Annotated in this window: 25 protein-coding genes; 10 read left to right on the forward strand and 15 right to left on the reverse strand. The window is 52.5% G+C overall.

All coding sequences use genetic code 11. The annotated features are described in order from the left end of the window. The first annotated feature begins 170 nt into the window (after nt 1-170). The 5 genes from tsaD (at nt 171) to K1X45_RS09715 (ending at nt 3,777) form a co-directional block, all read left to right on the forward strand. Nucleotides 171-1,262: a tRNA (adenosine(37)-N6)-threonylcarbamoyltransferase complex transferase subunit TsaD gene (gene tsaD, locus K1X45_RS09695; protein ID WP_022709670.1), complete on the forward strand. Its 1,092-nt coding sequence runs from the start codon at nt 171-173 to the stop codon at nt 1,260-1,262. After that, entirely contained in the window at nt 1,259-2,239 is a 981-nt protein-coding gene (locus tag K1X45_RS09700) for an NAD(P)H-dependent glycerol-3-phosphate dehydrogenase (RefSeq protein WP_220158703.1), read from the forward strand. Before tsaD ends, K1X45_RS09700 begins: the two co-directional genes overlap by 4 nt. A gap of 12 nt (nt 2,240-2,251) precedes the next feature. Further along, complete coding sequence (locus tag K1X45_RS09705; protein WP_022709672.1) at nt 2,252-2,542, forward strand: YciI-like protein; 291 nt, start codon at nt 2,252-2,254, stop codon at nt 2,540-2,542. A gap of 32 nt (nt 2,543-2,574) precedes the next feature. Further along, nucleotides 2,575-3,003, forward strand: a complete 429-nt coding sequence (locus K1X45_RS09710; protein ID WP_022709673.1) for an EVE domain-containing protein — start codon at nt 2,575-2,577, stop codon at nt 3,001-3,003. A 90-nt stretch (nt 3,004-3,093) separates the two neighbouring features. After that, nucleotides 3,094-3,777 (forward strand): methyltransferase, encoded by a 684-nt coding sequence (locus tag K1X45_RS09715; RefSeq protein WP_220158704.1) that lies wholly within the window; start codon nt 3,094-3,096, stop codon nt 3,775-3,777. Between the two features lie 59 nt (nt 3,778-3,836). On the opposite strand, the gene K1X45_RS09720 is transcribed toward K1X45_RS09715, so the two are convergent. Continuing rightward, complete coding sequence (locus K1X45_RS09720; protein ID WP_116088596.1) at nt 3,837-4,718, reverse strand: DMT family transporter; 882 nt, start codon at nt 4,716-4,718, stop codon at nt 3,837-3,839. A gap of 237 nt (nt 4,719-4,955) precedes the next feature. On the opposite strand from K1X45_RS09720, the gene K1X45_RS09725 reads away from it, so the two are divergent. Then, the gene (locus K1X45_RS09725) at nt 4,956-6,329 is read left to right on the forward strand and encodes a PLP-dependent aminotransferase family protein (RefSeq protein WP_238481757.1); all 1,374 of its coding nucleotides are present in this window, start codon (nt 4,956-4,958) and stop codon (nt 6,327-6,329) included. A 12-nt stretch (nt 6,330-6,341) separates the two neighbouring features. On the opposite strand, the gene K1X45_RS09730 is transcribed toward K1X45_RS09725, so the two are convergent. Further along, entirely contained in the window at nt 6,342-6,905 is a 564-nt protein-coding gene (locus K1X45_RS09730) for a L,D-transpeptidase (protein WP_220160453.1), read from the reverse strand. Between the two features lie 310 nt (nt 6,906-7,215). Here K1X45_RS09730 and K1X45_RS09735 point away from each other — a divergent pair, with 310 nt between their 5' ends. Together K1X45_RS09735 and K1X45_RS09740 are read left to right on the forward strand one after the other, a co-directional pair. Further along, nucleotides 7,216-7,896 carry a response regulator transcription factor gene (locus K1X45_RS09735; RefSeq protein WP_028233341.1) on the forward strand — a complete coding sequence of 227 codons (681 nt, stop codon included), beginning with the start codon at nt 7,216-7,218 and terminating at the stop codon, nt 7,894-7,896. A 187-nt stretch (nt 7,897-8,083) separates the two neighbouring features. Beyond that, nucleotides 8,084-8,539, forward strand: a complete 456-nt coding sequence (locus K1X45_RS09740) for a cyclic nucleotide-binding domain-containing protein (protein WP_022709734.1) — start codon at nt 8,084-8,086, stop codon at nt 8,537-8,539. Between the two features lie 27 nt (nt 8,540-8,566). Here K1X45_RS09740 and K1X45_RS09745 read toward each other — a convergent pair whose 3' ends face one another. From K1X45_RS09745 to tesB, 5 genes are all read right to left on the reverse strand, one after another. After that, nucleotides 8,567-10,159 (reverse strand): ABC-F family ATP-binding cassette domain-containing protein, encoded by a 1,593-nt coding sequence (locus K1X45_RS09745; RefSeq protein ID WP_220158705.1) that lies wholly within the window; start codon nt 10,157-10,159, stop codon nt 8,567-8,569. Between the two features lie 151 nt (nt 10,160-10,310). Continuing rightward, the gene (locus K1X45_RS09750; protein ID WP_075653879.1) at nt 10,311-11,117 is read right to left on the reverse strand and encodes an exodeoxyribonuclease III; all 807 of its coding nucleotides are present in this window, start codon (nt 11,115-11,117) and stop codon (nt 10,311-10,313) included. A gap of 157 nt (nt 11,118-11,274) precedes the next feature. Beyond that, nucleotides 11,275-11,916: an outer membrane lipoprotein carrier protein LolA gene (locus K1X45_RS09755; protein WP_370627013.1), complete on the reverse strand. Its 642-nt coding sequence runs from the start codon at nt 11,914-11,916 to the stop codon at nt 11,275-11,277. Between the two features lie 94 nt (nt 11,917-12,010). Beyond that, nucleotides 12,011-14,569: a DNA translocase FtsK gene (locus K1X45_RS09760; protein ID WP_220160454.1), complete on the reverse strand. Its 2,559-nt coding sequence runs from the start codon at nt 14,567-14,569 to the stop codon at nt 12,011-12,013. A 215-nt stretch (nt 14,570-14,784) separates the two neighbouring features. Next, the gene (tesB, locus tag K1X45_RS09765; RefSeq protein ID WP_033315854.1) at nt 14,785-15,648 is read right to left on the reverse strand and encodes an acyl-CoA thioesterase II; all 864 of its coding nucleotides are present in this window, start codon (nt 15,646-15,648) and stop codon (nt 14,785-14,787) included. Nucleotides 15,649-15,954: 306 nt separating this feature from the next. On the opposite strand from tesB, the gene K1X45_RS09770 reads away from it, so the two are divergent. Continuing rightward, nucleotides 15,955-17,226: a ubiquinone biosynthesis hydroxylase gene (locus K1X45_RS09770; protein WP_075653881.1), complete on the forward strand. Its 1,272-nt coding sequence runs from the start codon at nt 15,955-15,957 to the stop codon at nt 17,224-17,226. Nucleotides 17,227-17,319: 93 nt separating this feature from the next. Next, nucleotides 17,320-17,757 (forward strand): OsmC family protein, encoded by a 438-nt coding sequence (locus tag K1X45_RS09775; protein ID WP_022709741.1) that lies wholly within the window; start codon nt 17,320-17,322, stop codon nt 17,755-17,757. Nucleotides 17,758-17,909: 152 nt separating this feature from the next. Here the strand turns inward: K1X45_RS09775 and K1X45_RS09780 are convergent, their stop codons facing one another. The 8 genes from K1X45_RS09780 to rplS all read right to left on the reverse strand — a co-directional run bounded on the left by K1X45_RS09780 (nt 17,910) and on the right by rplS (nt 25,165). Beyond that, nucleotides 17,910-18,281: a VOC family protein gene (locus tag K1X45_RS09780; RefSeq protein WP_022709742.1), complete on the reverse strand. Its 372-nt coding sequence runs from the start codon at nt 18,279-18,281 to the stop codon at nt 17,910-17,912. 171 nt (nt 18,282-18,452) lie between these two features. Further along, the gene (locus K1X45_RS09785; protein WP_022709743.1) at nt 18,453-19,232 is read right to left on the reverse strand and encodes a succinate dehydrogenase iron-sulfur subunit; all 780 of its coding nucleotides are present in this window, start codon (nt 19,230-19,232) and stop codon (nt 18,453-18,455) included. Nucleotides 19,233-19,249: 17 nt separating this feature from the next. Beyond that, on the reverse strand, nt 19,250-21,085 hold the full coding sequence (sdhA, locus tag K1X45_RS09790; protein ID WP_075653885.1) for a succinate dehydrogenase flavoprotein subunit: 1,836 nt from the start codon (nt 21,083-21,085) through the stop codon (nt 19,250-19,252). An 8-nt stretch (nt 21,086-21,093) separates the two neighbouring features. Next, nucleotides 21,094-21,477 carry a succinate dehydrogenase, hydrophobic membrane anchor protein gene (gene sdhD / locus K1X45_RS09795; RefSeq protein WP_220158707.1) on the reverse strand — a complete coding sequence of 128 codons (384 nt, stop codon included), beginning with the start codon at nt 21,475-21,477 and terminating at the stop codon, nt 21,094-21,096. A 12-nt stretch (nt 21,478-21,489) separates the two neighbouring features. Continuing rightward, the gene (sdhC, locus tag K1X45_RS09800; protein WP_121992196.1) at nt 21,490-21,891 is read right to left on the reverse strand and encodes a succinate dehydrogenase, cytochrome b556 subunit; all 402 of its coding nucleotides are present in this window, start codon (nt 21,889-21,891) and stop codon (nt 21,490-21,492) included. 431 nt (nt 21,892-22,322) lie between these two features. Then, nucleotides 22,323-22,790 carry a GNAT family N-acetyltransferase gene (locus tag K1X45_RS09805; RefSeq protein ID WP_220158708.1) on the reverse strand — a complete coding sequence of 156 codons (468 nt, stop codon included), beginning with the start codon at nt 22,788-22,790 and terminating at the stop codon, nt 22,323-22,325. Between the two features lie 284 nt (nt 22,791-23,074). Further along, entirely contained in the window at nt 23,075-24,484 is a 1,410-nt protein-coding gene (gene leuC / locus K1X45_RS09810) for a 3-isopropylmalate dehydratase large subunit (RefSeq protein ID WP_220158709.1), read from the reverse strand. 246 nt (nt 24,485-24,730) lie between these two features. After that, nucleotides 24,731-25,165 carry a 50S ribosomal protein L19 gene (gene rplS, locus K1X45_RS09815; RefSeq protein ID WP_022709749.1) on the reverse strand — a complete coding sequence of 145 codons (435 nt, stop codon included), beginning with the start codon at nt 25,163-25,165 and terminating at the stop codon, nt 24,731-24,733. Nucleotides 25,166-25,248: the final 83 nt, after the last annotated feature.

Genomic DNA, 25,248 nt, shown 5'->3' on the forward strand with positions numbered 1-25,248 from the left:
TGCCTTTCACCTCAGGGGCAAATTCATGACTGTAATATCATGAATATAATGCCACTATCCGGTGCAAGACAGAAAGATCAGCGAAGTTTGTTTATTGAACGCATTCTCCTTATGCAAAAGTGCTCAGCGCTTTTGCCGGAAATGCTTTGTTAATACGGGTCTAATCGCTTATGCGCGTGCTTGGAATAGAGACAAGTTGCGACGAAACAGCCGCAGCTATCATTGAACGCCATGAAAATGAACAAGGCGGGGTGTCTTCGCGCATCCTGTCTAATGTTGTTCTCAGCCAGATTGCCGAGCATGAACCCTATGGCGGCGTGGTGCCGGAAATCGCCGCCCGCGCCCATGTGGAAGCGCTCGACGGGTTGATTGCCAAAGCGCTTTCCGATGCGGATATGACCATCAATGATGTGGATGCAGTCGCTGCAACCGCAGGCCCCGGCCTGATCGGCGGGCTGATTGTCGGTCTGATGACGGCGAAAGCCATGGCCTTTGCTGCGGACAAGCCTTTCTATGCCGTCAACCATCTCGAAGGCCATGCTCTGACAGCGCGCCTGACCGACGGACTGGCTTTTCCATATCTGTTATTGCTGGTTTCCGGCGGTCATACGCAGGTTATTCTCGTGCACGGCCTCGGCCATTATGAACGCCTCGGCACAACCATCGACGATGCGCTAGGCGAGGCTTTTGACAAGACCGCCAAGCTGCTGGGACTACCTTATCCGGGTGGCCCTGCCGTTGAACAGGCGGCTTTGAAAGGTGATGCCTCACGTTTTGAACTGCCGCGCCCGCTCAAAGGTGAAGCACGGCTGGACTTCTCCTTCTCCGGTCTTAAAACCGCTGTACGCCAGACTGCAACCCAGCTTGTACCGCTAAGCGATCAGGATGTGGCGGATATCTGCGCGTCTTTTCAGACTGCCGTTGCCGATACGCTGAATGACCGCGTAAAGCGCTCACTGCTCCGTTTTCGGGAAACCTATCCGGATAAAGAAAACCCGACGCTGGTTGTTGCCGGTGGTGTTGCTGCCAATAAAGTGCTGCGCAAAGGGCTTGAAACGCTTTGTGAAAAACACGGTTTCGATTTCCTCGCACCTCCGCATATTTTGTGTACCGACAATGCAGCCATGATTGCATGGGCAGGCGCCGAACATGCAGCACGCACGGAGCCTGACAATCTCGATTTTGCACCGCGCTCGCGCTGGCCGCTGGACAGCACATCAGCGCCGCTGGTCGGCTTTGGCCGCAGGGGAGCAAAAGCATGAGTAAGAAGATTACGATCCTAGGTGGCGGCGCATGGGGAACAGCGCTCGGCTGCATGGCCGCACAGAACGGCCATGAGGTCGTGCTCTATGCCCGCGATCCGGCAACGGTTGATGATATCAATCACAACCATCGTAACAGCCGTTATCTCGGTGATATCGCCCTGCATGACAATCTGCGTGCGACCAGCGATGCGGCCGTAACTCTGAGCAATGCCGATACAGTGCTGGCCGTTATCCCTGCACAATCCATGGCTGCTGCATTGCAGGGACTGAAACCGCTCATTCCGGATGATTGCGCTGTTGTGCTTTGCGCCAAAGGGATTGAACGCTCCACCGGACGGCTGATGTCGCAAATCATTGCTGATATTTTGCCCGACCATCCGATTGCAGCCCTTTCCGGCCCGAGCTTCGCCAGCGATGTTGCCCGTGGCTTTCCGACTGCCGTGACAATTGCCTGTGAAAATATTGCCATCGCCGATGATCTGGCCGCACAGTTTTCCGGCAGCACATTCCGCTGCTATTCCTCCGATGATTTGACCGGCGTTGAAATCGGCGGCGCGTTGAAAAATGTCATCGCCGTTGCAGCCGGTGCCACCATCGGCAAAGGCCTTGGCGCATCGGCACAGGCAGCTTTGGTCACCCGCGCTTTTGCGGAACTGCGCCGCATTGCTGTGGCCTTTGGCGGGAGGCCTGAAACTCTGATGGGATTGTCCGGCCTCGGCGATCTGATGCTGTCCTGCTCCTCACCACAATCGCGCAATTACTCCTACGGGCTGGCCTTAGGGCGCGGCGAACCGCTGGAAGGTTTACTGCTGGCCGAAGGTGTGGCCACAGCGCCGGTGATTGCCGAGCTTTGCGCGCGCAAGCAGATCAATGCACCGATCATCACCACAATTGCGGCTTTGCTCAATGGCAGTATTACTATTGATGCGGCTGTTACCGGATTATTGTCCCGTCCTTTGAAAAACGAAGATTAGGAACCTGACCTCATGCTGTTCGCCATTCTCTGCAATGACAAGGCCGACCATCTGCAACTGCGCCTTGATACCCGCCCTGCCCATCTCGATTATCTGAAAAGCCTTGGCGACAAGATTAAATTCGGCGGCCCTTTTCTGAGCGAAGCCGATCAGAAACCGGTGGGCAGCATGCTGATGGTTGAAGCTGAAACCATTGAAGATGCAAAAGCTGTTGCCGCGGCAGACCCTTATGCGCTGGCTGGTCTGTTCGACAATGTGACTGTGCGCCCGTGGAACTGGGTCATCAACAAACCTGCTGAATAAACTTGGCCTGCTGAATAAATCCGGAGAAAACTGTGGCATATTGGCTGTTTAAATCTGAACCATTCAAATGGTCGTGGGAAATGCAAAAGGCCAAAGGCGCTGTCGGCGAGCAATGGGACGGCGTGCGCAATTATCAGGCACGCAATAATATGCGCGCTATGCAGCTTGGCGATAAAGGCTTTTTCTATCATTCCAATGAAGGACTGGAAGTCGTCGGCATTGTGGAAGTTTGTGCATTGGCGCATCCTGACAGCACAACAGACGATCACCGCTGGGAATGTGTGGATATCCGCGCCGTCTGCGATATGCCGAAGCCGGTGACCCTGAAAGATGTGAAGGTCAATCCGTTGTTGAGCGACATGGCGCTGGTCACATCCATGCGTCTTTCCGTACAGCCGGTTAAAGAAGATGAATGGATCGAGGTCTGCCGGATGGGCGGATTAGATCATACAAAAATCTGAGAAAATAAAGATGCAGAACGCAACCCAAACACTATTTCGGAAGCGTTCTGCATTTGCAGTCGCTTATCCTCTGCTTGATCCGGAGCGTCTATGCCCCTCCTGATCCCGGACACGACGCGCGCAACACAATTCATCCTCGACAATACCGGCATTCACCACCCGCCCCATGTGCCGGAAATCGCGCTTCATCTTGCCGATGAAGCCCATGAACTTTGGCACAAGACCGAAGAAGAACTTTCCGAAATCGGATTACCGCCGCCCTATTGGGCTTTCGCATGGGCAGGCGGTCAGGGCGTTGCCCGCTATATTCTCGATCATCCGCAAGCTGTGCAAAACAAACGCGTACTGGATTTTGCCTCCGGCTCCGGTCTGGTCGGCATTGCAGCCCTTTTGAGCGGCGCAAGTTCTGTAACCGCCAATGATATCGATCCCTTTGCCCGCCATGCCATCAGCCTGAACAGTGTTTTAAACAAAGTATCCTGTAACTTCAGCGACGCTGATCTGATCGGTCAGGATGTAAGCGGCTCTTTTGATGTTCTGCTCGCCGGTGATGTCTTTTATGACAAGCCATTGGCTGACCGGCTGATCGTCTGGTTTGATATGCTCGCTGCTAAAGGCATGCAGATTATCGTCGGCGATCCCGGACGGTCTTATCTGCCACGGCACCGTCTGACAGAGTTGGAAGTCTATTCCGTATCGGTCACCCGCGCTCTGGAAGATGCAGACGTAAAGCGCACCACCGTCTGGCACTATGGTAAAACGCAAAAGGCGTAGCTGAGAGCTACGCCTGATTTGATATTAATGCGATGTTTTTTCGAAGTGTAGCGACCTCTTCAAATATAGCGCTTAGCTCCGGCGACACACATCACCACAACACAAGCCACAGCCATCATCGCTATGCTCACCGGTTCGCCCAGTACAAAGGCTGCCAGAGCGAGGCCAAAAAACGGCTGCAATAATTGCAACTGGCCCACGCCTGCCGCACCGCCAAGTGCCAGCCCGTGATACCAGAAGAAAAAGCCGATCAGCATACTGAACAGCGATACATATCCCACACCCAGCCATGCAGGTGCTTCAATGGCTGCAAAATTATCCGGCCGTAACGCGACAGCCAAAACCAGCATTACCGGCAGCGCCAATACCAGCGCCCAACAGATCACCTGCCAGCCACCAATCGTGCGGGACAGTCGCGCACCTTCCGCATAGCCATAACCGCAGACAATGATCGACAACAGCATCATCACATTGCCATAGAGCGAAAATTCCCCGCCCGACTGATCTTTCGCCAAAGCGAAAAATGCCACCGCCGCACTGCCTGCCAGCGAGAACATCCAAAACCGCCATGACGGATTGCTATCTCCGCGTAACACCGCAAAAATTGCAGTACTGAGCGGCAGCAGACCAATAAAGACAATTGCATGGGCAGAGGTCACATATTGCAAAGCCAGCGCTGTAAATAACGGAAACCCGACCACCACACCGCCTGAAACCAGCGCGAGTGAAATCAGCTCAGATGGCGTCGGTAATTTCTCGCGAAATGCCAGCAACAGAGCGCCGCCCAAAAGACCGGCAATGGTCGCCCGTAGCACTGTCAGAAAAACCGGATCAATCTGCAAAACAGCCAAACGCGTTGCAGGCAGAGAGCCGCTGAAAATTAAAACACCTATAAAACCGCTGATCCAGCCAGCACTTTGGCTATCCGCTTGCTTATTCATTTTCACATATTCTCGAAATTTATTGCATATTTCGCGATAAATATTGATACACAGGCAAAATTGTCAGATACAATTTCAGTACAATTTAAACAAACTGTACTGCTCAATTCGGAGATACAGATGACTTATCATTCCGGATATACAGCGCCGGACGCGCTGCAAACAGCAAGCGATACGGCAGATCAGCTTTCCGTCAGTCAGGAAATTCTGGAAGCGACAACACTGGTTGAGAAGGTGATGACAATCATCCGCGACCGTATCAGCGCCATGAGCCTGATGCCAGGCGCGCGTTTGCCCTCCATCCGACGCTTGTCGGAAACCATGTCCATATCCAAATCCACGGTCGTGGAGGCCTATGACCGGCTGGTGGCTGAAGGCATTATTCAGGCGCGGCGTGGTGCCGGTTTTTATGTTGCCGAAAAAAATCATCCGCCGCTCATCAGCTCAGATTTTGCAGACACCCATAACCGCAATATCAATCCCTATTGGGTAATGCGGCAATCGCTGAGCAATACAGAAACCACCTTCAGACCGGGTTGCGGCTGGCTGCCGTCAGACTGGTTGCCGGAAGAAGCCATCCGCCGCGCCTTGCGCCAGATTGCCCGCAACCCTGCATCGAATATATCGGAATATGACGAACCGCTCGGCCTGCCATTGCTGCGCCAGTTGCTCAGCACCCGTCTGCGTGAACAGGGCGTTACAGCAGCCCCGTCACAAATTTTGCTCACCGATTCCGGCACCAATGCACTTGATCTGATCTGCCGTACATTTATCCGCTCCGGCGATACGGTGCTGATTGATGATCCGTGCTATTTCAATTTCCGTGGTCTGTTACTCGCGCAGGGCGTCAATCTTGTCGGCGTACCTTACACACCGCAAGGCCCTGATCTGGAAAGCTTCGCGCGTCTTTGCACGCAATACCGGCCAAAACTCTATCTCTGCAATTCCGGCATTCACAATCCGACCGGCGCCACAATACAACCGGCAACGGCACATCGCCTGCTCAAACTTGCCGAACAGCATGATCTGATTCTGGTTGAAGATAATATTTTTGCGGACTTTCATCAAAATCCGCCACCGCTCTTAGCAGAACTCGACGGTCTGGAGCGGGTGATCCATATTGGCAGCTTCTCCAAATCCCTGTCAGCCGCCACCCGTACCGGTTATATTGCCGCGCGTCCTGACTGGCTGGAAAATCTTACCGACATGAAACTGGCGACCAACTTCGCCAGTAATGCACTGTCCTCACAGATCATCTATCAGTTGCTGACAGACGGCAGCTACCGCAGCCATATTGAGAAAATCCGCGTCCGGCTGGCAGAATGTCAGACACGGACACGGCAGAAACTTCTCAATGCAGGCTTCAAGCTCTGGTGTGAGCCGGTTGGCGGCATGTTTCTCTGGGCGCAATTGCCGGATGATCTGCCGGAAGGTGTGGACAGCGACATGATTGCCAGACGCGCTTTGGATCACAATATCGTTCTGGCACCCGGCAATATTTTCAGCCAGTCACAGACATGCAGCCGGTTCATGCGCTTTAATGTTGCCCAGTCTGTGCACCCGAAGATTTTCGATACGCTCAGACAGATCATGTATCTGCCCGCGACATGAGTGTGAGATCAATCAGCCGCGCCGCACACGGATAACCGTATCTCCCGAAAGATGCGGCAATAAACGCATCATGTCGCGACGGCTCAGAGCAATACAGCCTTCTGTCGGCGTATAGGTTTCCCGTGAGAGATGAAAAAATATCGCACTGCCGCAGCCTTTTTTGCGCTCGGTAATATTCCAGTCCATGACCACGCAAATATCGTAGAGCTCATCCTTGCGCCACATCTTCTCATGGCTACGCTGATAGGTGGCTGCGACCGGCCGGTTATAATTGCGGTCATTGGCGGCATCACACCAGCCATCCTGCGGCTGCGTAGCCCGAAAGCGCAATGCTGTTGCCGGCTGATCCCCGATCACCGGTGTCTGACGGCGGTATCCGTAAAGCAGACGCATCTGCGTCAAAGGCGTTGCACCATCCCCTTCGCGCTTGCGGAAAGACACGCCGCCCTTGCCCAAAGCACAGCGCAGCACCAGTGGTCCGGCAATCAGATAACCCTGACTGCGATGCCCTGGACGCACATGAACATCCATAACTTTAATCGTGCGGGATGTTTTTCTGCCTGTGTCGCCCTGCATCAGGCCGCTTTGCTTTGCTTCTCTGCCGAGTATCATATGTATAGGCCCCCTCCGGACCGGTTTTGTATGCTATTTTCCGGTAACGCTCTGGAAACACCAGAGAATCATTTCTCCTGCCATATATTTACACAGCTAATTTTATTCACATCCATAAACTGATGTCAGATCGCTTAAAAGCAGCATTAAAGGCGTATTTTATAAGGTAAATTTTGTTTCATCTGACCTCTCTTTAGTTTTTCTTCGTTAAATGTCATAAATCACGCATCTTGCTGATGTTCAGCTCCCGTTTTTGAAACCGAATGAGGCAGATATGATCGCCCATACACTTCTGATCGTTGATGATGATGAGGATCTTCGTTCCATCCTGATCGACCAGCTGTCACTTCATCCTGAATTTCAGATCCTGCAGGAAGACACTGCCGGCAAAGCAATTCAGACCGCACGGGCAAATAATATCAGCCTGCTGATTATGGATGTCGGCCTGCCGGATATGGATGGCCGTGATGCTGTCAAACAGCTGCGTGCCGGTGGTTTTACATCACCGATCATCATGCTGACCGGTCACGATACGGATTGCGACACCATTCTGGGCTTTGAGTCCGGTGCCAATGACTATGTGACCAAGCCGTTCCGTTTTGCTGTGCTGCTTGCCCGCATCCGCGCGCAGCTGCGCCAACATGAACAGAGCGAAGACGCGACCTTTATCGTCGGGCCTTATACATTCAAACCAAGCCAGAAGCTGCTGCTTGACCAGAAAGGCGATAAAATCCGCCTCACTGAAAAAGAAGCGGCAATCATCAAATTCCTGTACCGCGCCGGTGGTGTGGTCGGACGCGATGTCTTGCTGGAAGAAGTCTGGGGCTATAATTCCGGCGTTACCACACACACGCTGGAAACCCATGTCTATCGCCTGCGTCAGAAAATTGAGCTGGATCCGTCCAATGCCAGCCTGCTGATTACCGAAAGCGGCGGGTATAAGCTGGTTCCCTGAAAATGAAGGCAGCCCGGCATTCACCCTGTCCGGGCTGCTTAATATTCTGCATAAAAGATGATTTTATCGAAAACTTTAGATATTTTTCGGTAATTTGGGTTACAGCATAATTCTTCCGGAACAGGACACGATTATTCCCGAGCGGGAACCGGTTCCGGAATAAGGATTATGTGTAAGAAAGAGACATATGGCGCTCGATGATGACATTCAGTTCCTGAGTACGATTGGCCTTTTCGAGGCCTTCTCGGCTCAGCACCTGCGGCTGCTTGCCTTTGGCGCAGAACGCATGGTTCTGCGTACCGGCAGGGAACTGTTTCATGAAGGGCAAAGTGCTGACTGCGCCTATATTGTTGTCAGCGGCAGCATTACCCTTTTTCATGAAGGCAAGCAGGGACGCGTCAACCTGCGCTCAATCAGCACCGGCTCAGTGCTGGGTGAAATGGCACTGATTGCACAGACCAGCCGTCTGACCGGCGCCGTGGCCGATACAGAAACCGAAGTCATCCGTCTCAGCCGCTCCATCTTCCACCGCATTCTGGAAGAATATCCGGAGCTTGCCGCTTCGCTCTATCTGCATATCAGCAATAATCTGAATGAGATGGTCGAACAGATCGACAAGCTGTCATCCCGTTTTTCCGATTAAAGCATCTCCGGCTTTGCCTGATGTGCTTTAAAGCGGCAATTCGATACGCCGCGTAAGTGCGATTGCGTTCAAAAACACCTCATCATGGCTGGTAATCAGCAGTGCGCCTTCATAGGCATTGAGCGCCGTTTCCACTGATTGCAGTGCGACAATATCCAGATGATTGGTTGGCTCATCGAGAATGAGCAGTTCCGGCGCCTGAACACCACCCAGAACACAGGCCAAACCTGCCCGCAGCCTCTCACCGCCGCTGAGTTCTCCAACCTTTTGCAAAGCCGCATCTGCGCGGAACATAAAGCGCGCCAGTGCGGCACGACAATCATTATCCGTAGCTTCAGGTTGCAGAAGCTTGAAATTATCCCTGATACTCAGATCATCATTCAACAGGCTCACATGCTGATCCAGCATGGCATGACGGACATAATATTGTACGCTGCCCTGCTGCGGCGTCAGCTTTCCCGCCAAAATATGCAGCAAAGTCGTTTTTCCTGATCCGTTTGGCCCGCATAATGCAATGCGCTCCGGCCCTGTCATTTGCAAAGACAAATCCTCAAATAACGGCTGACGATCATTAAAAGCCATTGTCAGATGTTCCGCTGCGAGTACCGTTTTCGTTGCGGCAAGACTGAGATTGCCGAGGCCAAAACTCTGCGGGATCAGCCGCTCAAACTTGCTCTGCGCCTCACTCAGTGCCTGCTGGCTGCTTTCTGCCTGCTTTTGCGCCAATTGATTATTACGCCCGCCGGTTGCCTGTGCGCGATCTTCTCTGGCATCCAGCAGCAATTTACTTTGCCCTGCACTGAAACGTGATTTCTTACCGGCAGAATCCCGCTTTTCCTGCCGTTCCCTGATGAGCCGCGCCTGTTTCTCCGCCTGTTTGACAGCTGTTTCAGCCACAGCAAGATCATGACGGGCAGCGGCAAGTTCTTCCGCTTTGCGCGTCTCATAAAAATCCCAGTTACCACTATAAGACGACACACCAATTGGCGTCAGCTCAATAATCCTGTCCATCTCGCGCAATAATGAGCGGTCATGACTGACCACCAGCGCCCCGCCACGCCAGTTGCGCAGCAGATGCAGCACAGCCTCACGCCCCTGCATATCCAGATTATTGGTCGGCTCATCCAGCAGGATCAGATCCGGCTCGTGGAAAATCAGGGCAGCCAGAGCGGCACGGGTTTTCTGCCCGCCGCTCAAACTATCCAGCTGCGTTTGCGGGTGGAGTTCTGGCAGACCCATTTGGGAAAGCGCATCCTCAATCCTGCTTTCCAATGTCCAGTCCGCATCAGCCAGATCATCGTCGCTGCCTTCACCTGCCAGAATACGCGCCTGCGCAGCCAGTTGCGCCGTCACACCAAACAAATCGGCAATCGTTTCATGCGCTTCATTCGTATTCTGATGCAGGAGGCCGAGTTTGGCATGACTGGTCAGCGAACCACTGGCCGGTGCTGTTTCGCCCGCAATGATACGCAATAGAGTTGATTTACCCGTGCCGTTACGCCCGATCAGACCGGTACGTTCACGGGACAGATGAAGAGAAAGATTTTGGAAAAGACTACGGCCGTCAGGCGTTTGCGCAGAAATATTTTGCAGTGTGTACAGAGTTATCAAGAGCAGCATCCAGTGAAACAACAAAAACATCAGTTAAGAAAACTGTGCTGTCTGCTTCATTGTGATGAACTCCTCAAATACACATTTAACCGGCATGAGTAGCCGTGACATTTATTTAGACAGGCATCGTGACTTATTCAAGTCACGATGCTTGAATGCTTCAGTCAAGATCGAAGCGGGCAATAACCGGCACGTGATCAGAAGGACGCTCCCAACCACGGGCATGGCGCAGAACCTGCAATTCTTTCATATGCGGCTCAAGATCTTTGGAACCCCAGACATGGTCAAGACGACGGCCGCGATCAGATGCATCCCAATCCTTGGCACGGTAGCTCCACCAGGTGTAAATTTTCTGATCTGCAGGGATGACCTGCCGCATCAGATCACTCCAGCCGCCTTTCACCCGCAAATCTTCCAGTGTCTCGGTTTCAACCGGCGTATGGCTGACAATTTTCAGCATTTGCTTATGTGACCAGACATCATTTTCCAGTGGCGCAATATTCAGATCACCCACCAGAATGGAAGAAAAACCATCACCGCGATCTGCCGTTACTGCCCGCATTTCCTCAAGGAAATTCAGCTTATGGGCAAATTTCGGATTGATCGTCACATCCGGTTCATCCCCTCCGGCAGGCACATAGAAATTATGGATGCGAATTGATTTACCGCCTGCCTGCACAACACTGCTGAGGTGACGGCAGTCCCCCATATCACAGAAGCCGATAGTTTCCGTATTTTCCATCGGCCTGCGCGACAGTGTGGCCACGCCGTGATAGCCCTTCTGACCGCTGATCGCGATATGCTCATAACCGGCATTGCGCAGCTCTTTGAGCGGAAACTGGTTATCAGGACATTTGGTTTCCTGCAGGCACAACACATCCGGTGTGTGCTTTTCGAGAAAGTCCAGAACCAGCGGCAAACGAAGGCGAACTGAATTGATATTCCAGGTAGCGACGGAAAAACTCATTAAACTGCTCAACGGGCTGAAGGGTGAAAGACAAAACAGGTGAGGTTTCACCATAGTTTGCGTAACATAAGCCGCTTATGCAGGATGTGCAAATGCCGGATAAATAAAAAATGCCGCGCTAAAGCAGGCGCGGCATTTTCAATAGTTTTAAAAAAGATCAGCGATTTTTGCGTTTCATAGCCAGACGCTGATAGTCAATCTTGAACATATTATCCGCAAAACGCACACCTTTCTGCACGTTGAAGATCATCACTGTGGTATCCTGACGCTGTGCATCGGTAATCGTCCACTGCTTCAATTCCGCATTGGCCGGATCAAACATCAGCGCAATTGTGGCATCGGCAAAAACCGCTTTGTCGCCCAAAATCATAGTCAGCGCATCCGGTTCGTTTTTCAAACCGCGCAAACGACCGCCGCCCAGATCAACATGATCGCTGAGCAGCAATTTCAGTGGTGTTTTCGACAGCGGATACAAATCCCATGTATCCAGCTTCTTATTATTGACGACGACGGATTCACCATCGGAGATCACTGTGATCGGCGATTTATCATAGTTGAAACGGATTTTACCCGGACGCTCAATGTAGAACTTACCGCCGGTCTGATCACCTTTCGGACCAAACTGCACAAATTCACCGGTCATGGTTTTCACAGCTGTAAACTGATTGGCAATAGCCTGCGCCTGCGCACCACTATTTGCTGATTGCGCCTGCGCAAAACCGGCAGGCAGCAGCACGCCCAGAGCAACGGATGCAGCAGTGAGATATTTTGCGACCATGAAAGGCAATTTCAGTTTCATCAGAAACATATGCTCCCGTATTCGTTATGACGGTTTTCACCGTGTCCTTTTATCTTTTAAACCGGCAGTTTGACCTGACTGTGGCAGAGCAGGATCAGTAATCATCATCCTGCGTCGGGACAAGAATATCACGTTTGCCCGCATGATTGGCAGGTCCCACAATACCCTCTTCCTCCATACGCTCAATGATCGAAGCTGCGCGGTTATAACCAATGCCGAGACGGCGCTGGATATAGCTGGTTGAAGCCTTCTTATCGCGCAGCACCACGGCTACAGCCTGATCGTAAGGATCATCGGAATTTTCCAGATTGGACGTACCGGACGGTGCGGAACCGCCCTCGTCCTCATCATCTTCCATAACGGCGTCCAGATATTCCGGAACGCCCTGCGCTTTAAGATGCTGAACCACCTGTTCAACTTCATCATCGCCGACAAAAGGCCCGTGAACACGCTGGATACGACCGCCACCGGCCATAAACAACATATCACCCATACCCAGCAGCTGTTCTGCACCCTGTTCGCCAAGCACCGTGCGGCTGTCGATTTTGGAGGTAACCTGAAACGAAATACGGGTCGGGAAATTCGCCTTGATCGTACCAGTAATCACATCCACCGACGGGCGCTGCGTTGCCATAATCACATGGATACCGGCAGCACGCGCCATCTGCGCCAGACGCTGCACCGCGCCTTCAATATCTTTACCGGCAACCATCATCAGATCGGCCATTTCGTCGATAATCACGACGATATATGGCATTGGCGACAGATCCAGTTCTTCGGTTTCATAAACCGCCTCACCGGTATTGCGGTCAAAGCCGGTCTGCACCGTACGCGAAATCTGTTCGCCTTTTTTCTCAGCCAGTGAAACACGGCTGTTGAAACCGTCAATATTGCGCACGCCGACTTTCGACATTTTGCGATAGCGGTCTTCCATCTCGCGCACTGCCCATTTCAGTGCGACAACCGCTTTCTTCGGATCAGTCACTACAGGGGTGAGCAAATGCGGAATACCGTCATAAACGGAAAGTTCCAGCATTTTCGGATCGATCATAATCAGGCGGCATTCCTGCGGGGTCATGCGATAGACCAGCGACAGGATCATGGTATTAATCGCCACAGATTTACCGGAACCTGTGGTACCGGCTACCAGCACGTGAGGCATTTTGGCGAGATCGGCAATCACCGGCTCACCATTAATGGTCTTGCCCAGTGCCAGTGCCAGTTTGGTTTTGGTCTGCATGAAATCACGGCTCGCCAGCATTTCACGCAAGAATACCATTTCGCGCTTCGGATTAGGCAATTCAATACCAATCGCATTGCGTCCCGGCACTACCGCCACACGGGCAGAAATCGCACTCATGGAGCGGGCAATATCATCAGCCAGACCGATCACACGGGAAGATTTAATCCCTGGCGCCGGTTCCAGCTCATACATGGTCACAACCGGCCCCGGCTTGACCTGAATAATCTCACCGCGCACGCCGAAATCTTCCAGCACACCTTCCAGAACACGAGCATTCTGCTCCAGCGCTTCTTTCGACAATGACGGATCACGCGCAACCACTTTCGGCTCGCTCAGATAATTGAGATCCGGCAGCATGAAGCGGCCACCATTATTCACCGGATGCGTTGGCGCACGGGCTGTCGGAGCTTTGCGTGCCGCCTGCATGCGCGGAGCCTGTACAGCTGCAGGTTGCTGTGATGCCGGTGCATCATCATAATCATCATCGTCAAAATGCATGTCATCAGCAACATGACCGGCAGGTTCAAAGCCCGGTTCAAAGCGCTGGCCTGCTCCCCGACGCGCGACTGTTACATCACCAAACGGATCATCATCACGGTTGCGTTTGCGCGATGAAGACGGATTGCGCTTCAGACCGAACATGCGCCGTACCGATGCCTTAGCGCTTAACATCCAGTGGGATGCTGCACCCAAGGTCGATGCGGACAGAGTTGAGAAAAAGCCCGCGCGAATTTCGCCGGTTTCCTCATCATAGTCTTCATCATAATGATCGTCTGCGACCTGACGTGCTTTGGCACGGACAGGTTTTGTCAGGCTGCGCTCACGGCCGATCAGACCGCTGGCAAAGGCGCATAACCACAAAGCCGGAACGGACAAAATAACAGCAATACCAAGTGCAATCACACCGGTAGGAAATTCACCTAAGAACACGCCCGGCACTTTGAGCACCATATCGCCGAACACACCGCCAAGGCCGATCTGCATCGGCCAGCTTTCCGGCGGCGTGACACAGCTGGCAATCGCAGCAAACAGCAAAGATGCAAAAAACCATGCGGAAATACGTCGTGCCAAACGGTCAATGCGACCATTGACGATCATCAAAATGCCCCAGAAAACCAGCGGTAGCAGCACAACGACACTGGAAAGACCATAAAACTGCATGGCAAGATCGGCAAAAACCGCACCCGGATAACCTGCAGCATTGGTCACTTCATTGGCAGTCGCATGGCTGAAACTCGGATCAGCCACATTCCATGTGGCAAGTGCGGCAACAGCGCCCGCCACCAAAGCCAGCAGCAACAGGCCGGAGAAAATATCAATCTGACGACGCAGCAAAGCGCTGAGCCTCAGACGTTCTCCCCGAATTTCCTGTTCATCTGGCCCGTAGGACGGTGAATAGCCTTGCCGCATGAAACCTGCCTCAATTTTTTTCACCTGTTTCAATCCGCAGAAATGCGGAAGACAGGTAAATTTTATGAATCGCGTCCGATCATACAATAACGGTAGTTAAGACAGCATTAACCATGAGTCCGTCATTCCTTGACATATTCAGCAGGCTTAAAATACAGAAACACGCCCGTTTTCGGGCGTGTTTTGTAATTTCACTCTGTTTTGCAGTGCATATCTCAATCGCGGACGCGGATCAGACCTTCCTGCGCCGTAGAAGCAATCAGCACACCGTCACGGGTAAAGATTGAGCCGCGGTTGAAGCCGCGCGCACCGGTCGCCATAGGACTATCCTGACTATAGAGCAGCCAGTCATTCAGCCGGCACGGATGATGGAACCACATCGAATGATCAAGACTGGCAACCTGCATACCCGGATCAAACACCGCGCGTCCATGCGCATGCAGCGATGTATCCAGCAACGTCATATCTGAGAGATAGGCCAGAATTGCCGCCTGCAATGCACGGTCATCCGGCACCTCACCGCAGGCGCGCACCCAGACATTTTGCTCCGGCGGCAGAGGATCTTTGGTGAGATAATGGCTGAGCGATACCGGTTTCATATCAATCGGCTGGTCGCGCTCCAGATATTTGCGCACGGCCTTTGGTGCCATCTGGATATATTGCTCTTTCATATCTTTGATGCTGAGCAGTTTTTCCGGCATCGGCACATGAAGAGGCATCGGAATCTGATGCTCAAGCCCTGCTTCATCAATCTGGAACGAGGCAGACAAAGTAAAAATAGCCTCGCCATGCTGGATCGCCACAACCTGACGGGTCGAAAAGCTCGAACCGTCACGAAGCCGTTCCACTCGATAAATAATCGGAATTGAAGGATCACCGGGGCGCATGAAATAGCCGTGCAGGGAATGGACAAAGCGTCCTTCCTCAACAGTGCGCTGTGCCGCAACCAGTGCCTGACCGATTACCTGCCCGCCAAAAACCCGCTGCCAGCCCACCTGAGGGCTGCGACCACGAAACAGATTATGTTCCAGCGGCTCCAGATCAAGGATCGACAAAAGTTCTTTCATTGCTTCAGACATAGGAAACTCATTTTCTGCGACAACTAGAGCATTTCACAGTCAAGTTGGATCAACTTGACGCCCGTGACAATGCGACCAAACAAAAACCTAGAGCGAGCGCTGTGCCCCACTCCGGATATAAACCGCTCTATACTATGGCTACAACCGGTCGTCTGACGGCGCAAGGGATTGCGGGTAAAAACTGCGGCATTTCCGCTTGAGACAAACCGGCTTAAAGCCTATCTAGATCTATGTGTTATAAAGCACGAACTGGTTGAAAGAGAACTGACAGTCCTGCAAACCTGTCGTGCAGAGAAGGAAACCGTCATGGCCAAATCGTCCCGCAAATCATCTCCGGCTGCTGCTGAGGCGGCATCTGCTCCGGTCAAAACAGATGTTCTGATCGCGGGCGCGGGTTATGTGGGGATGACCACGGCGGTTGCCATTAAAACCGGCGCACCTCAACTGGATGTCACAATCATTGATGCTGCACCGGCCGGTCAGTGGAAAAAAGATCCCCGCGCTTCGGCGATTGCCGCTGCCGCCACCCGCATGCTGGAACAGCTTGGCTGCTGGCAGGCGATCAAACCGGATGCACAGCCGATCAATGACATGGTGATCACCGATTCCCGCGTGTCCGATCCGGTGCGCCCTGTTTTCCTGACCTTTGCCGGTGAAGTAAATCCGGGTGAACCTTTCGCCCATATGGTTGAAAACAAGGTTCTCAATGCCTCGCTCCATGCCAAGGCAGCTGAACTCGGTATTCATGTGATTGAAGGCTGCGGTGTTGACGGTTTTACCACCGAATCCAATGCCGTGACTGTAACACTGGCCGATGGACGCATACTGGAAACAAGACTGCTGGTCGGCGCTGATGGTGTGCGCTCCCGTATGCGCGATCAGGCCGGTATCAAAACCGTTCACTGGAGCTATGGTCAGTCCGGCATTGTCTGCAATGTCTCCCATGAGCGTCCGCATGAAGGCCGCGCGATTGAACACTTCCTGCCTGCAGGACCTTTTGCCATTCTGCCGCTCAAAGGCAACCGCTCCTCCCTCGTCTGGGCAGAGCGCACTGAAGATGCAAACCGTCTGGTTGCGCAGGATGACTTCGTGTTTGAGGCTGAACTGGAACAGCGCTTCGGTCATCATCTGGGTGAAATCCGTGTTGAAGGCAACAAGCGGGCTTTCCCTCTGGGTCTCACATTGGCGCGTGAATTTGTAAAGCCACGTTTCGCACTGGTTGGTGATGCCGCTCACGGTATTCACCCGATTGCCGGACAGGGGCTTAATCTCGGCTTCCGCGATGCGGCAACGCTGGCACAGGTGATTGTTGATACCGAGCGTCTCGGTCTCGATATCGGCTCCTTTGCTGCGCTGGAAAAATACCAGACATGGCGCCGCTTCGACACCGTGCAGATGGGCGTCAGCACCGATGTTCTGACCCGATTGTTTTCTAATGACAATCTGGCACTGCGCACCGTGCGCGATATCGGGCTCGGTCTTGTTGACCGCCTGCCGGTGATGAAAAACTATTTCATCAAACAGGCCGCAGGTTTCGGCAAGGAAAACCCGCGCCTGTTACAGGGTGAGGCGATCTGACAAAAATCTGCTTGGATTGCACTGGATAATAGGCACGTCAAAACTATTTCTTTTCATAGAGTCTCAGACACGGGATCAATTAGGAGAGAGACAATGAACCGAACTGCCACGGCCATCTGGAACGGCGACCTGAAAACCGGCACCGGAAAACTGACAACCCAGAGCACCGCACTCAATGAACTGCCTTACAGCTTTAAATCACGGACTGAAGATATACACGGCAATGCAGGCACCAATCCTGAAGAACTGATTGGTGCCGCCCATGCCGGCTGTTTTGCCATGATGCTGTCGTCCCTGCTTTCCACCAATGGCACACCGCCAACGGAATTACAGGCAACCGCGACCATCAGCACCGTGCCGAATGAAGGCGGCGGTTTTTCTATTGCCAAAAGCGATCTGACCTTGCGCGCACGCGTTGCCAATATTTCAGAGAATGATTTTCAGAAACTGGCCAAGCAGGCCAAAGAAAATTGTCCCGTCTCCCGCGCTTTGAACGCGCTGGAAATCAATCTCACGGCCACATTGCTTTAAATCTGAGTACAATTAAAAAAAGCCGCAGATTTGATCTGCGGCTTTTTTCTTTCAAGCGCATCCCGAAAAGTGTGAAGCGGTTTTCGGAATAAAATGCGCGTCAAATCATATAAAAAGAGCGGTTCTATCGATTAGCATTAACTGGAACCGCTCTAGGCAGGCATGTGACAGACAACTTCAATAATATGTCCGTCCGGGTCTTTAACCTGCGCACTAAAATAGTCCGCATGATAATTTGGGCGTAAAACCGGTGCGCTGTGTTCAATACCACCTGCACTGAGTGCTGCCTGATAAAAGCGCTCAACCTCGCCGCGCGTGCCTGCCAGAAATGCCAGATGCATTTGTCCCTGATAGGCAGAGCCTTTTTGTGAGCCGATCCAGAATTCCGGCTTGCCGTGACGGCCATAACCCTGCCAGTTGCCGAATTCCGTGACAGCATCAATGCCCAGTGGTGCCAAAGCAGCAGAGTAAAAAGCCCGCGCTTTATCTTTATTGGTGACCATAAATCCGATCTGATCCAGCATAGCGGCCTCCGCCAAAGATTACACAACTTATGCAAACACGAAACGCTGACAGCGCGTAAGAGTTGCAGACTAAAGCATAAAAATTTAAGCGCGCTTAATCGGGCAGATTTATGAAGCCACAAAAAAGGCACCGCGAACGGTGCCTTTTAGTTTTTTGGTTATTCGCCGTGATTATACGCGGCGCTCGACCATCATTTTCTTGATTTCGGCAATCGCCTTCGCAGGGTTCAGGCCTTTAGGGCATGTCTGCGCGCAGTTCATGATTGTGTGGCAGCGATAAAGACGGAACGGATCTTCGAGATTGTCGAGACGTTCGCCTTTTGCTTCATCGCGGCTATCAATCAACCAGCGGTAAGCCTGCAGCAATACGGCAGGTCCGAGATACCGATCACCGTTCCACCAGTAGCTCGGGCACGAAGTCGAGCAGCAGGCACAGAGAATGCACTCATAAAGGCCATCCAGTTTAGCGCGGTCTTCATGGCTCTGCAGCCACTCTTTCTGCGGCTCAGGCGAAACCGTTTTCAGCCATGGCTCAATAGAGCGGTGCTGTGCATAGAAATGGCTCAGATCAGGCACCAGATCCTTCACAACCGGCATATGCGGCAGAGGATAGATCTTAACAGTGCCTTTGATGTCTTCCATGCCTTTGGTGCATGCAAGCGTATTCGAGCCATCAATATTCATGGCGCAGGAGCCACAAATACCTTCACGGCAGGAGCGGCGCAGCGTCAGCGTCGGATCGATTTTGTTCTTGATGTACAGAAGTGCATCGAGAACCATCGGGCCGCAATCATCAAGATCAACATAAAATGTGTCGAGACGCGGGTTCTGACCGTCATCCGGCGACCAGCGGTAAATCTTGAATTCACGCAGGTTCGTTGCACCCGCAGGCTTGTCCCAGACTTTGCCGGGACGGATCTGCGAATTCTTGGGAAGTGCCAGTTCTACCATTGCTCTTTCCCCAATCCTTAGTAAACGCGCGCTTTAGGCGCAATTTTAGCGAGGCTGATACCACCGTCTTCTTCCTTGACCAGCGGGTCAAGGTGAACAGGGCGGCTGCCAAGCGTAACCTTGCCGTCTTCCGAGAGCCAGGACAGCGAGTGCTTGCGCCAGTTCACGTCATCACGGTTCGGGAAATCCTCATGGGCATGGGCGCCACGGCTTTCCTTACGGGCTTCAGCGGCCACAACAGTGGTCATCGCATTGGCCATCAGGTTTTCCAGCTCCAATGTTTCCATCAGATCGGAGTTCCAGATCAATGAGCGATCAGTCACTTTAATATCCGGCATTTCTTTCCAGATCGCGGCCATACGTTCACAACCCTGTTTCAGGGATTCTGAGGTACGGAACACTGCAGCATCTTCCTGCATGGTGCGCTGCATTTTTTCACGCAGAACAGCAGTCGGAGTGCCACCATCAGCAAAGCGCAGACGGTCAAAACGCTCCATGATCTTATCGCAGGCAGCGAGATTGAGATCAGGAATTTTTGCAGCGCGGTCAATCACTTCACCGGCGCGGATTGCAGCTGCACGGCCGAATACCACGAGATCGATCAGCGAGTTTGAACCGAGACGGTTTGCACCATGAACCGACGCACAACCGGCTTCACCCACAGCCATCAGACCAGGCTGTACACGATCAGGATTGTCTTCCGTCGGGTTCAGCGCTTCGCCCCAATAGTTGGTCGGCACACCGCCCATATTGTAGTGAACTGTCGGCAGAACCGGAATCGGCTCTTTGGTCAGATCAACACCGGCAAAAATCTTGGCGCTTTCCGAAATACCCGGCAGACGCTCATGCAGAATTGCCGGATCAAGATGATCCAGATGCAGATAGATGTGATCTTTGTTCTTGCCAACGCCGCGGCCTTCACGGATCTCAATGGTCATGCAGCGGGACACAACGTCACGCGATGCCAGATCCTTGGCGGAAGGTGCATAACGCTCCATGAAGCGCTCGCCTTCGGAGTTCACAAGATAACCGCCTTCACCGCGTGCGCCTTCTGTAATCAGGCAGCCTGCACCGTAAATACCGGTCGGGTGGAACTGAACAAATTCCATATCCTGCAGAGGCAGACCAGCACGCGCAACCATACCGCCACCGTCACCGGTGCAGGTATGGGCAGAAGTTGCCGAGAAATACGAACGACCGTAACCGCCGGTGGCCAGAACGACCATTTTGGCGGAGAAACGGTGAATTGTACCGTCATCGAGGTTCCAAGCCACAACACCGGTGCAAACACCGTCAGTCATAATCAGATCAAGTGCGAAATATTCAATAAAGAACTGCGCATTGTTCTTGAGCGACTGGCCGTAAAGCGTGTGCAGAATAGCGTGACCGGTACGGTCAGCAGCAGCACAGGTACGCTGAACCGGCGGACCATCACCGAAGTTCTGCATGTGACCGCCGAACGGACGCTGATAGATTTTGCCTTCCTCGGTACGGGAGAACGGCACGCCGTAATGTTCCAGCTCATAAACCGCCGCAGGCGCTTCACGGGCCAGATACTCCATGGCGTCTGTATCACCGAGCCAGTCGGAGCCTTTAACAGTGTCATACATATGCCACTGCCAGCTGTCCGGACCCATATTGGAAAGCGAAGCAGCAATACCGCCCTGCGCTGCAACCGTATGGGAGCGCGTCGGGAAAACCTTGGTAATGCAGGCTGTTTTAAAGCCCTGCTCTGCCATACCCAGTGTTGCACGCAAGCCTGCACCACCGGCACCGACAACCACAACGTCAAATTTGTGGTCGACATAGGTATATTTGCTGCCGTTAGCAGCTGTGTCTTTAGTTGTTGCCATTTGGCCTATCAACCTCCGAAGCTGAGCTTGAGGATTGCAAATACACTCGCGCCGCCAACAACAATCGCAAAGAAGGTGTTGAGCATAACGCAAACAATCTTCAGGCCTTCGCCGTGAATATAATCTTCGATAATAACCTGCATGCCCAGACGCATGTGATAAACACCGGTCAGAACAAACAGTGCCATCACAATCGCATTAAACGGATGGGCGATTGCAGTGCGGACTTCTGCATAATCTGCACCATTGAGGCAGATAATCAGGCCGATGAAATAAATCACCAGCGGCACAAGTGCGACAGCACTCATACGCTGTGTCCAGAAATGGCCGGTGCCTTCCTTGGCGGAACCAAGGCCGCGAACCTTACCCAGAGGGGTGCGCATATCTTGCATATATCAGTCCTCTCAGCGCAGGCTGTAAGCCACAACCCAGATCAGGATTGTCGCAACAACTGAAAACACCACCGTGGCCCAGGCCATTTTGCTGGCAGTGTGTTTTTCAAGTCCTGCGCCCATATCCCAGATGAAATGGCGGATACCGCCCGCCAGATGCTGCATCAAAGCCCATGTGTAGCCAAACAGCACAAGCTGTCCTACCCAGGAGCCGAACAGGCCATTGACGAAATTGAAGCAATCTTCGCTGACCGCTGCGGAAATCAGCCATACGGCAAGCAGTACAGTTCCGAAATAGAGCGCGCCGCCAGTAATACGGTGAATAATCGACGTCGTCATCGTGATTGCCGGTTTATAAATCGACAAATGCGGTGACAGCGGGCGCTGGCTTTTGACTATTGGTCTTGTTGTCATAGCTATCCTGGTAAATGTTACCGATAAACAGGCCTTGCTAAACATGCCGTTATACCGGCAAAATCTATGGTCTGTTCATGCCCAACAGAGTTTATATCTATGATGAACCTGCGCCCAGCATAGATATAAACTCTGTCATTTTAACATGCTGCGCAATTCTTGAAGCTTCACAGGCTCAGGAGCCGCGCAGTAGAGCGAATACGGCCAAGATCGTTTAAAGGACGACCATGTTAGGGCTTATCTACTGCGCTTTTATCACTACGTCAAAGTCACAACCATGCGACCAGCCATGCAATTAGTCGCACCTGAGCAGAGAGATGACGTTTTAAACGGTTTTATGCGGCCTATTACCGGACATCCGCGTTAAAAATAAAATCCGGCGGCAGTTAAATTGTCCTGATTATGAGCCGCCGGACAGTGTTTCAACAGGTTTACTGGAGATGTGGTGCAAAACGAATCACAAAACTGCTCCAGTCCGCTGTGGCCGCGACCTGTTCATACAGCTTGCGACCATCTTCCGGCTGACGCGGTGCATTGAGTGCCAGCTTGCTCCATGAGCGCTCTTCAGCCTTATCGGCCAGCACATCAATCAAAGCCTTGGCGATACCTTTTTTGCGGTGCTCGTGATGGACGTAAATATGGTCCACCTGCCCTGCGCGCATGCCGGATACCGGCTCCGGCAGATCATAGAAAATCACAAAACCGACCAGCACGTCGTCAAGCCGTGCACCGAGCAATTCTGCACTGCGATCCTGCAACAGCTTTTCCGCATAATATTCATCCGGACGACGCGGTGCACCACGCTTCAGCGCCTGCGCATAATCGGCCAGCAAAGGCGCAAGTTCACGGGCATCACGTAAGTGAAGCAATGAAATATCAATAGCGTGATCCTGTGTCATGATGCCTTCCCTTTTGGCGAATAAGAGCAGAGTAGCTGCTTCGTTAGAAAAAACCAGCCTAATCAATGCTGCTTTAGCTGAAAAGAAAAACCCGCCCATTGATCTTACGCAATGAGCGGGTTTTTTCTTAGGATCCCGAATTAATACCTGAATCAAAAAGCGGCAGGCGCAAGCGAAAATGGTGATTTGCGAGCATCGGAACGGAGCGTACAGATAGTACGTGAGTACCGAAGCACAGAAAATTGCCATTTGCAGCCACGCATGGCGACTTTTAGATCAGGTATTTAGTTCCAGTCACGGATATCAACAAAGTGCCCAGCCACCGCTGCGGCTGCGGCCATTGCAGGCGATACCAGATGGGTGCGCCCTTTAAAGCCCTGACGACCTTCAAAATTACGGTTGGAGGTCGATGCACAACGCTCACCCGGCTTCAGACGGTCATCATTCATTGCCAGACACATCGAGCAGCCCGGCTCACGCCAGTCAAAGCCTGCTTCGATGAAAATCTTGTCCAGACCTTCAGCTTCAGCCATTTCTTTTACAAGGCCGGAACCCGGAACAATCATCGCATTGACAGTGGAGGCAACTTTTTTACCTTCAACCATACGTGCAGCATCGCGCAGATCTTCAATGCGGCCATTGGTGCAGGAACCGATAAAGACACGGTCAATCGCAATATCGGTGATCTTGGTGCCAGGCTTCAGATCCATATATTCGAGCGCACGCCATTTCGATGAACGCTTTGTATCATCCTGAATGTCATCCGGGTTCGGCACTACATCGGTCACGAAAACCACGTCTTCCGGCGAAGAGCCCCATGTGACAACCGGTGAGATTTCAGCGGCATCAAGGGTCACAATCTTATCGAAATGCGCGCCTTCATCGGAGCTCAGGGTCTTCCAGTAAGCCAGTGCCTGTTCAAACTGCTCACCTTTTGGCGCGCGCGGCTTGCCACGGATATAATCAAAAGTTGTCGCATCCGGTGCGATCAGTCCGGCGCGTGCACCGCCTTCAATCGACATATTACAGACCGTCATACGGCCTTCCATAGTCAAAGATGTGATTGCATCACCGGCATATTCAATCACATAACCGGTACCACCGGCAGTGCCGATTTTACCGATGATCGCCAGTGTAATATCTTTCGCAGTCACACCTGCTGCCAGTTTGCCATCCACACGCACCAGCATGTTTTTGGCCTTTTTCTGGATCAGGGTCTGAGTGGCCAGTACGTGCTCCACTTCGGATGTACCGATACCATGCGCCAGAGAGCCGAAAGCACCGTGGGTTGAAGTGTGGCTGTCGCCGCAAACAATGGTCATACCCGGCAGGGTGAAGCCCTGTTCAGGACCAACAATATGCACAACGCCCTGACGCTTATCGCGCTCGGAATAATATTCAACGCCGAACTCGGCCGCATTTTTGGCCAGAGCTTCAACCTGAATACGGCTTTCTTCATTCTTGATGCCGTTGATACGATCTGCCGAAGTCGGCACGTTATGGTCAACAACAGCAAGGGTGCGTTCCGGATGGCGCACTTTGCGGCCAGCCATACGCAGACCTTCAAAAGCCTGAGGGCTGGTCACTTCATGCACAAGATGGCGATCAATATAAAGCAGGCAGGTACCGTCATCCTGCTGATCTACCAGATGATCGTCCCAGATCTTGTCATAGAGTGTACGCGGCGCGCTCATGGCTCTTAGTATCCTTTGCAAGCGTTCTGCAGCCATTACCTCCCGGCAATCACAGGACCACAGAACCGATATGATTATGGTTCATATGCACCCGCTATGCGATTTCGTCAAGAAATGACAAGCGGAACAGGGTGTCGCAGCAAGATTATTACCCAAGCGGCATTTAATCTTTGCAAATAGAAAAAGGGCGACCCTGAGGCCGCCCTTATCCCTGGAAATTTTATAATCGCAGAAAGATGCAGAAAATTATTCTGCAGCTGCCTTGGCAGCAGCATCACGCTCAGCAGCGCGCTTGTCTGCTTCACGTTCAGCTTTCGAACGATTGTCTTTTTTCTCAACGATACGGGCAGCCTTACCTGTAAGACCACGAAGGTAGTAAAGTTTCGCACGACGGACTTTACCGCGACGAACAACTTCAACGCCTTCAACCAGCGGAGAATAAACAGGGAATACGCGCTCTACGCCTTCGCCGTAAGAAATCTTACGAACGGTGAAGCTTTCCTGCAGACCTGCGCCCGAACGGCCGATGCAAACGCCTTCGTAAGCCTGTACACGGGTACGTGTACCTTCAGTTACGCGTACGAGAACGCGAACTGTGTCACCGGCGTCGAAATCTGGCAGAACGCGCTTCTCAGCAATCTTTGCAATCTGTTCAGCTTCAAGCTGCTTAATAATGTTCATAGTTTTAATCCTTCTGATTCTTCTCGAACAGTCAGAGCGCTATCACTTGCAAAACAGTCTTTGCCGTCATGCTATGCCGTTAA

The organism is Pseudochrobactrum sp. Wa41.01b-1, from assembly GCF_019464455.1.
GTDB lineage: Bacteria > Pseudomonadota > Alphaproteobacteria > Rhizobiales > Rhizobiaceae > Pseudochrobactrum > Pseudochrobactrum saccharolyticum.

Excerpts from the sequence above, each read along its gene's own strand:
- tsaD (WP_022709670.1), top strand. The coding sequence starts at position 171 with ATGCGCGTGCTTGGAATAGAGACAAGTTGCGACGAAACAGCCGCAGCT.
- K1X45_RS09700 (WP_220158703.1), top strand. The coding sequence starts at position 1,259 with ATGAGTAAGAAGATTACGATCCTAGGTGGCGGCGCATGGGGAACAGCG.
- K1X45_RS09705 (WP_022709672.1), top strand. The coding sequence starts at position 2,252 with ATGCTGTTCGCCATTCTCTGCAATGACAAGGCCGACCATCTGCAACTG.
- K1X45_RS09715 (WP_220158704.1), top strand. The coding sequence starts at position 3,094 with ATGCCCCTCCTGATCCCGGACACGACGCGCGCAACACAATTCATCCTC.
- K1X45_RS09720 (WP_116088596.1), bottom strand. The coding sequence starts at position 4,718 with ATGAATAAGCAAGCGGATAGCCAAAGTGCTGGCTGGATCAGCGGTTTT.
- K1X45_RS09725 (WP_238481757.1), top strand. The coding sequence starts at position 4,956 with ATGACAATCATCCGCGACCGTATCAGCGCCATGAGCCTGATGCCAGGC.
- K1X45_RS09730 (WP_220160453.1), bottom strand. The coding sequence starts at position 6,905 with ATGCAGGGCGACACAGGCAGAAAAACATCCCGCACGATTAAAGTTATG.
- K1X45_RS09735 (WP_028233341.1), top strand. The coding sequence starts at position 7,216 with ATGATCGCCCATACACTTCTGATCGTTGATGATGATGAGGATCTTCGT.
- K1X45_RS09740 (WP_022709734.1), top strand. The coding sequence starts at position 8,084 with ATGGCGCTCGATGATGACATTCAGTTCCTGAGTACGATTGGCCTTTTC.
- K1X45_RS09745 (WP_220158705.1), bottom strand. The coding sequence starts at position 10,159 with ATGCTGCTCTTGATAACTCTGTACACACTGCAAAATATTTCTGCGCAA.
- K1X45_RS09750 (WP_075653879.1), bottom strand. The coding sequence starts at position 11,117 with ATGAGTTTTTCCGTCGCTACCTGGAATATCAATTCAGTTCGCCTTCGT.
- K1X45_RS09755 (WP_370627013.1), bottom strand. The coding sequence starts at position 11,916 with ATGAAACTGAAATTGCCTTTCATGGTCGCAAAATATCTCACTGCTGCA.
- K1X45_RS09760 (WP_220160454.1), bottom strand. The coding sequence starts at position 14,569 with ATGCGGCAAGGCTATTCACCGTCCTACGGGCCAGATGAACAGGAAATT.
- tesB (WP_033315854.1), bottom strand. The coding sequence starts at position 15,648 with ATGTCTGAAGCAATGAAAGAACTTTTGTCGATCCTTGATCTGGAGCCG.
- K1X45_RS09770 (WP_075653881.1), top strand. The coding sequence starts at position 15,955 with ATGGCCAAATCGTCCCGCAAATCATCTCCGGCTGCTGCTGAGGCGGCA.
- K1X45_RS09775 (WP_022709741.1), top strand. The coding sequence starts at position 17,320 with ATGAACCGAACTGCCACGGCCATCTGGAACGGCGACCTGAAAACCGGC.
- K1X45_RS09780 (WP_022709742.1), bottom strand. The coding sequence starts at position 18,281 with ATGCTGGATCAGATCGGATTTATGGTCACCAATAAAGATAAAGCGCGG.
- K1X45_RS09785 (WP_022709743.1), bottom strand. The coding sequence starts at position 19,232 with ATGGTAGAACTGGCACTTCCCAAGAATTCGCAGATCCGTCCCGGCAAA.
- sdhA (WP_075653885.1), bottom strand. The coding sequence starts at position 21,085 with ATGGCAACAACTAAAGACACAGCTGCTAACGGCAGCAAATATACCTAT.
- sdhD (WP_220158707.1), bottom strand. The coding sequence starts at position 21,477 with ATGCAAGATATGCGCACCCCTCTGGGTAAGGTTCGCGGCCTTGGTTCC.
- sdhC (WP_121992196.1), bottom strand. The coding sequence starts at position 21,891 with ATGACAACAAGACCAATAGTCAAAAGCCAGCGCCCGCTGTCACCGCAT.
- K1X45_RS09805 (WP_220158708.1), bottom strand. The coding sequence starts at position 22,790 with ATGACACAGGATCACGCTATTGATATTTCATTGCTTCACTTACGTGAT.
- leuC (WP_220158709.1), bottom strand. The coding sequence starts at position 24,484 with ATGAGCGCGCCGCGTACACTCTATGACAAGATCTGGGACGATCATCTG.
- rplS (WP_022709749.1), bottom strand. The coding sequence starts at position 25,165 with ATGAACATTATTAAGCAGCTTGAAGCTGAACAGATTGCAAAGATTGCT.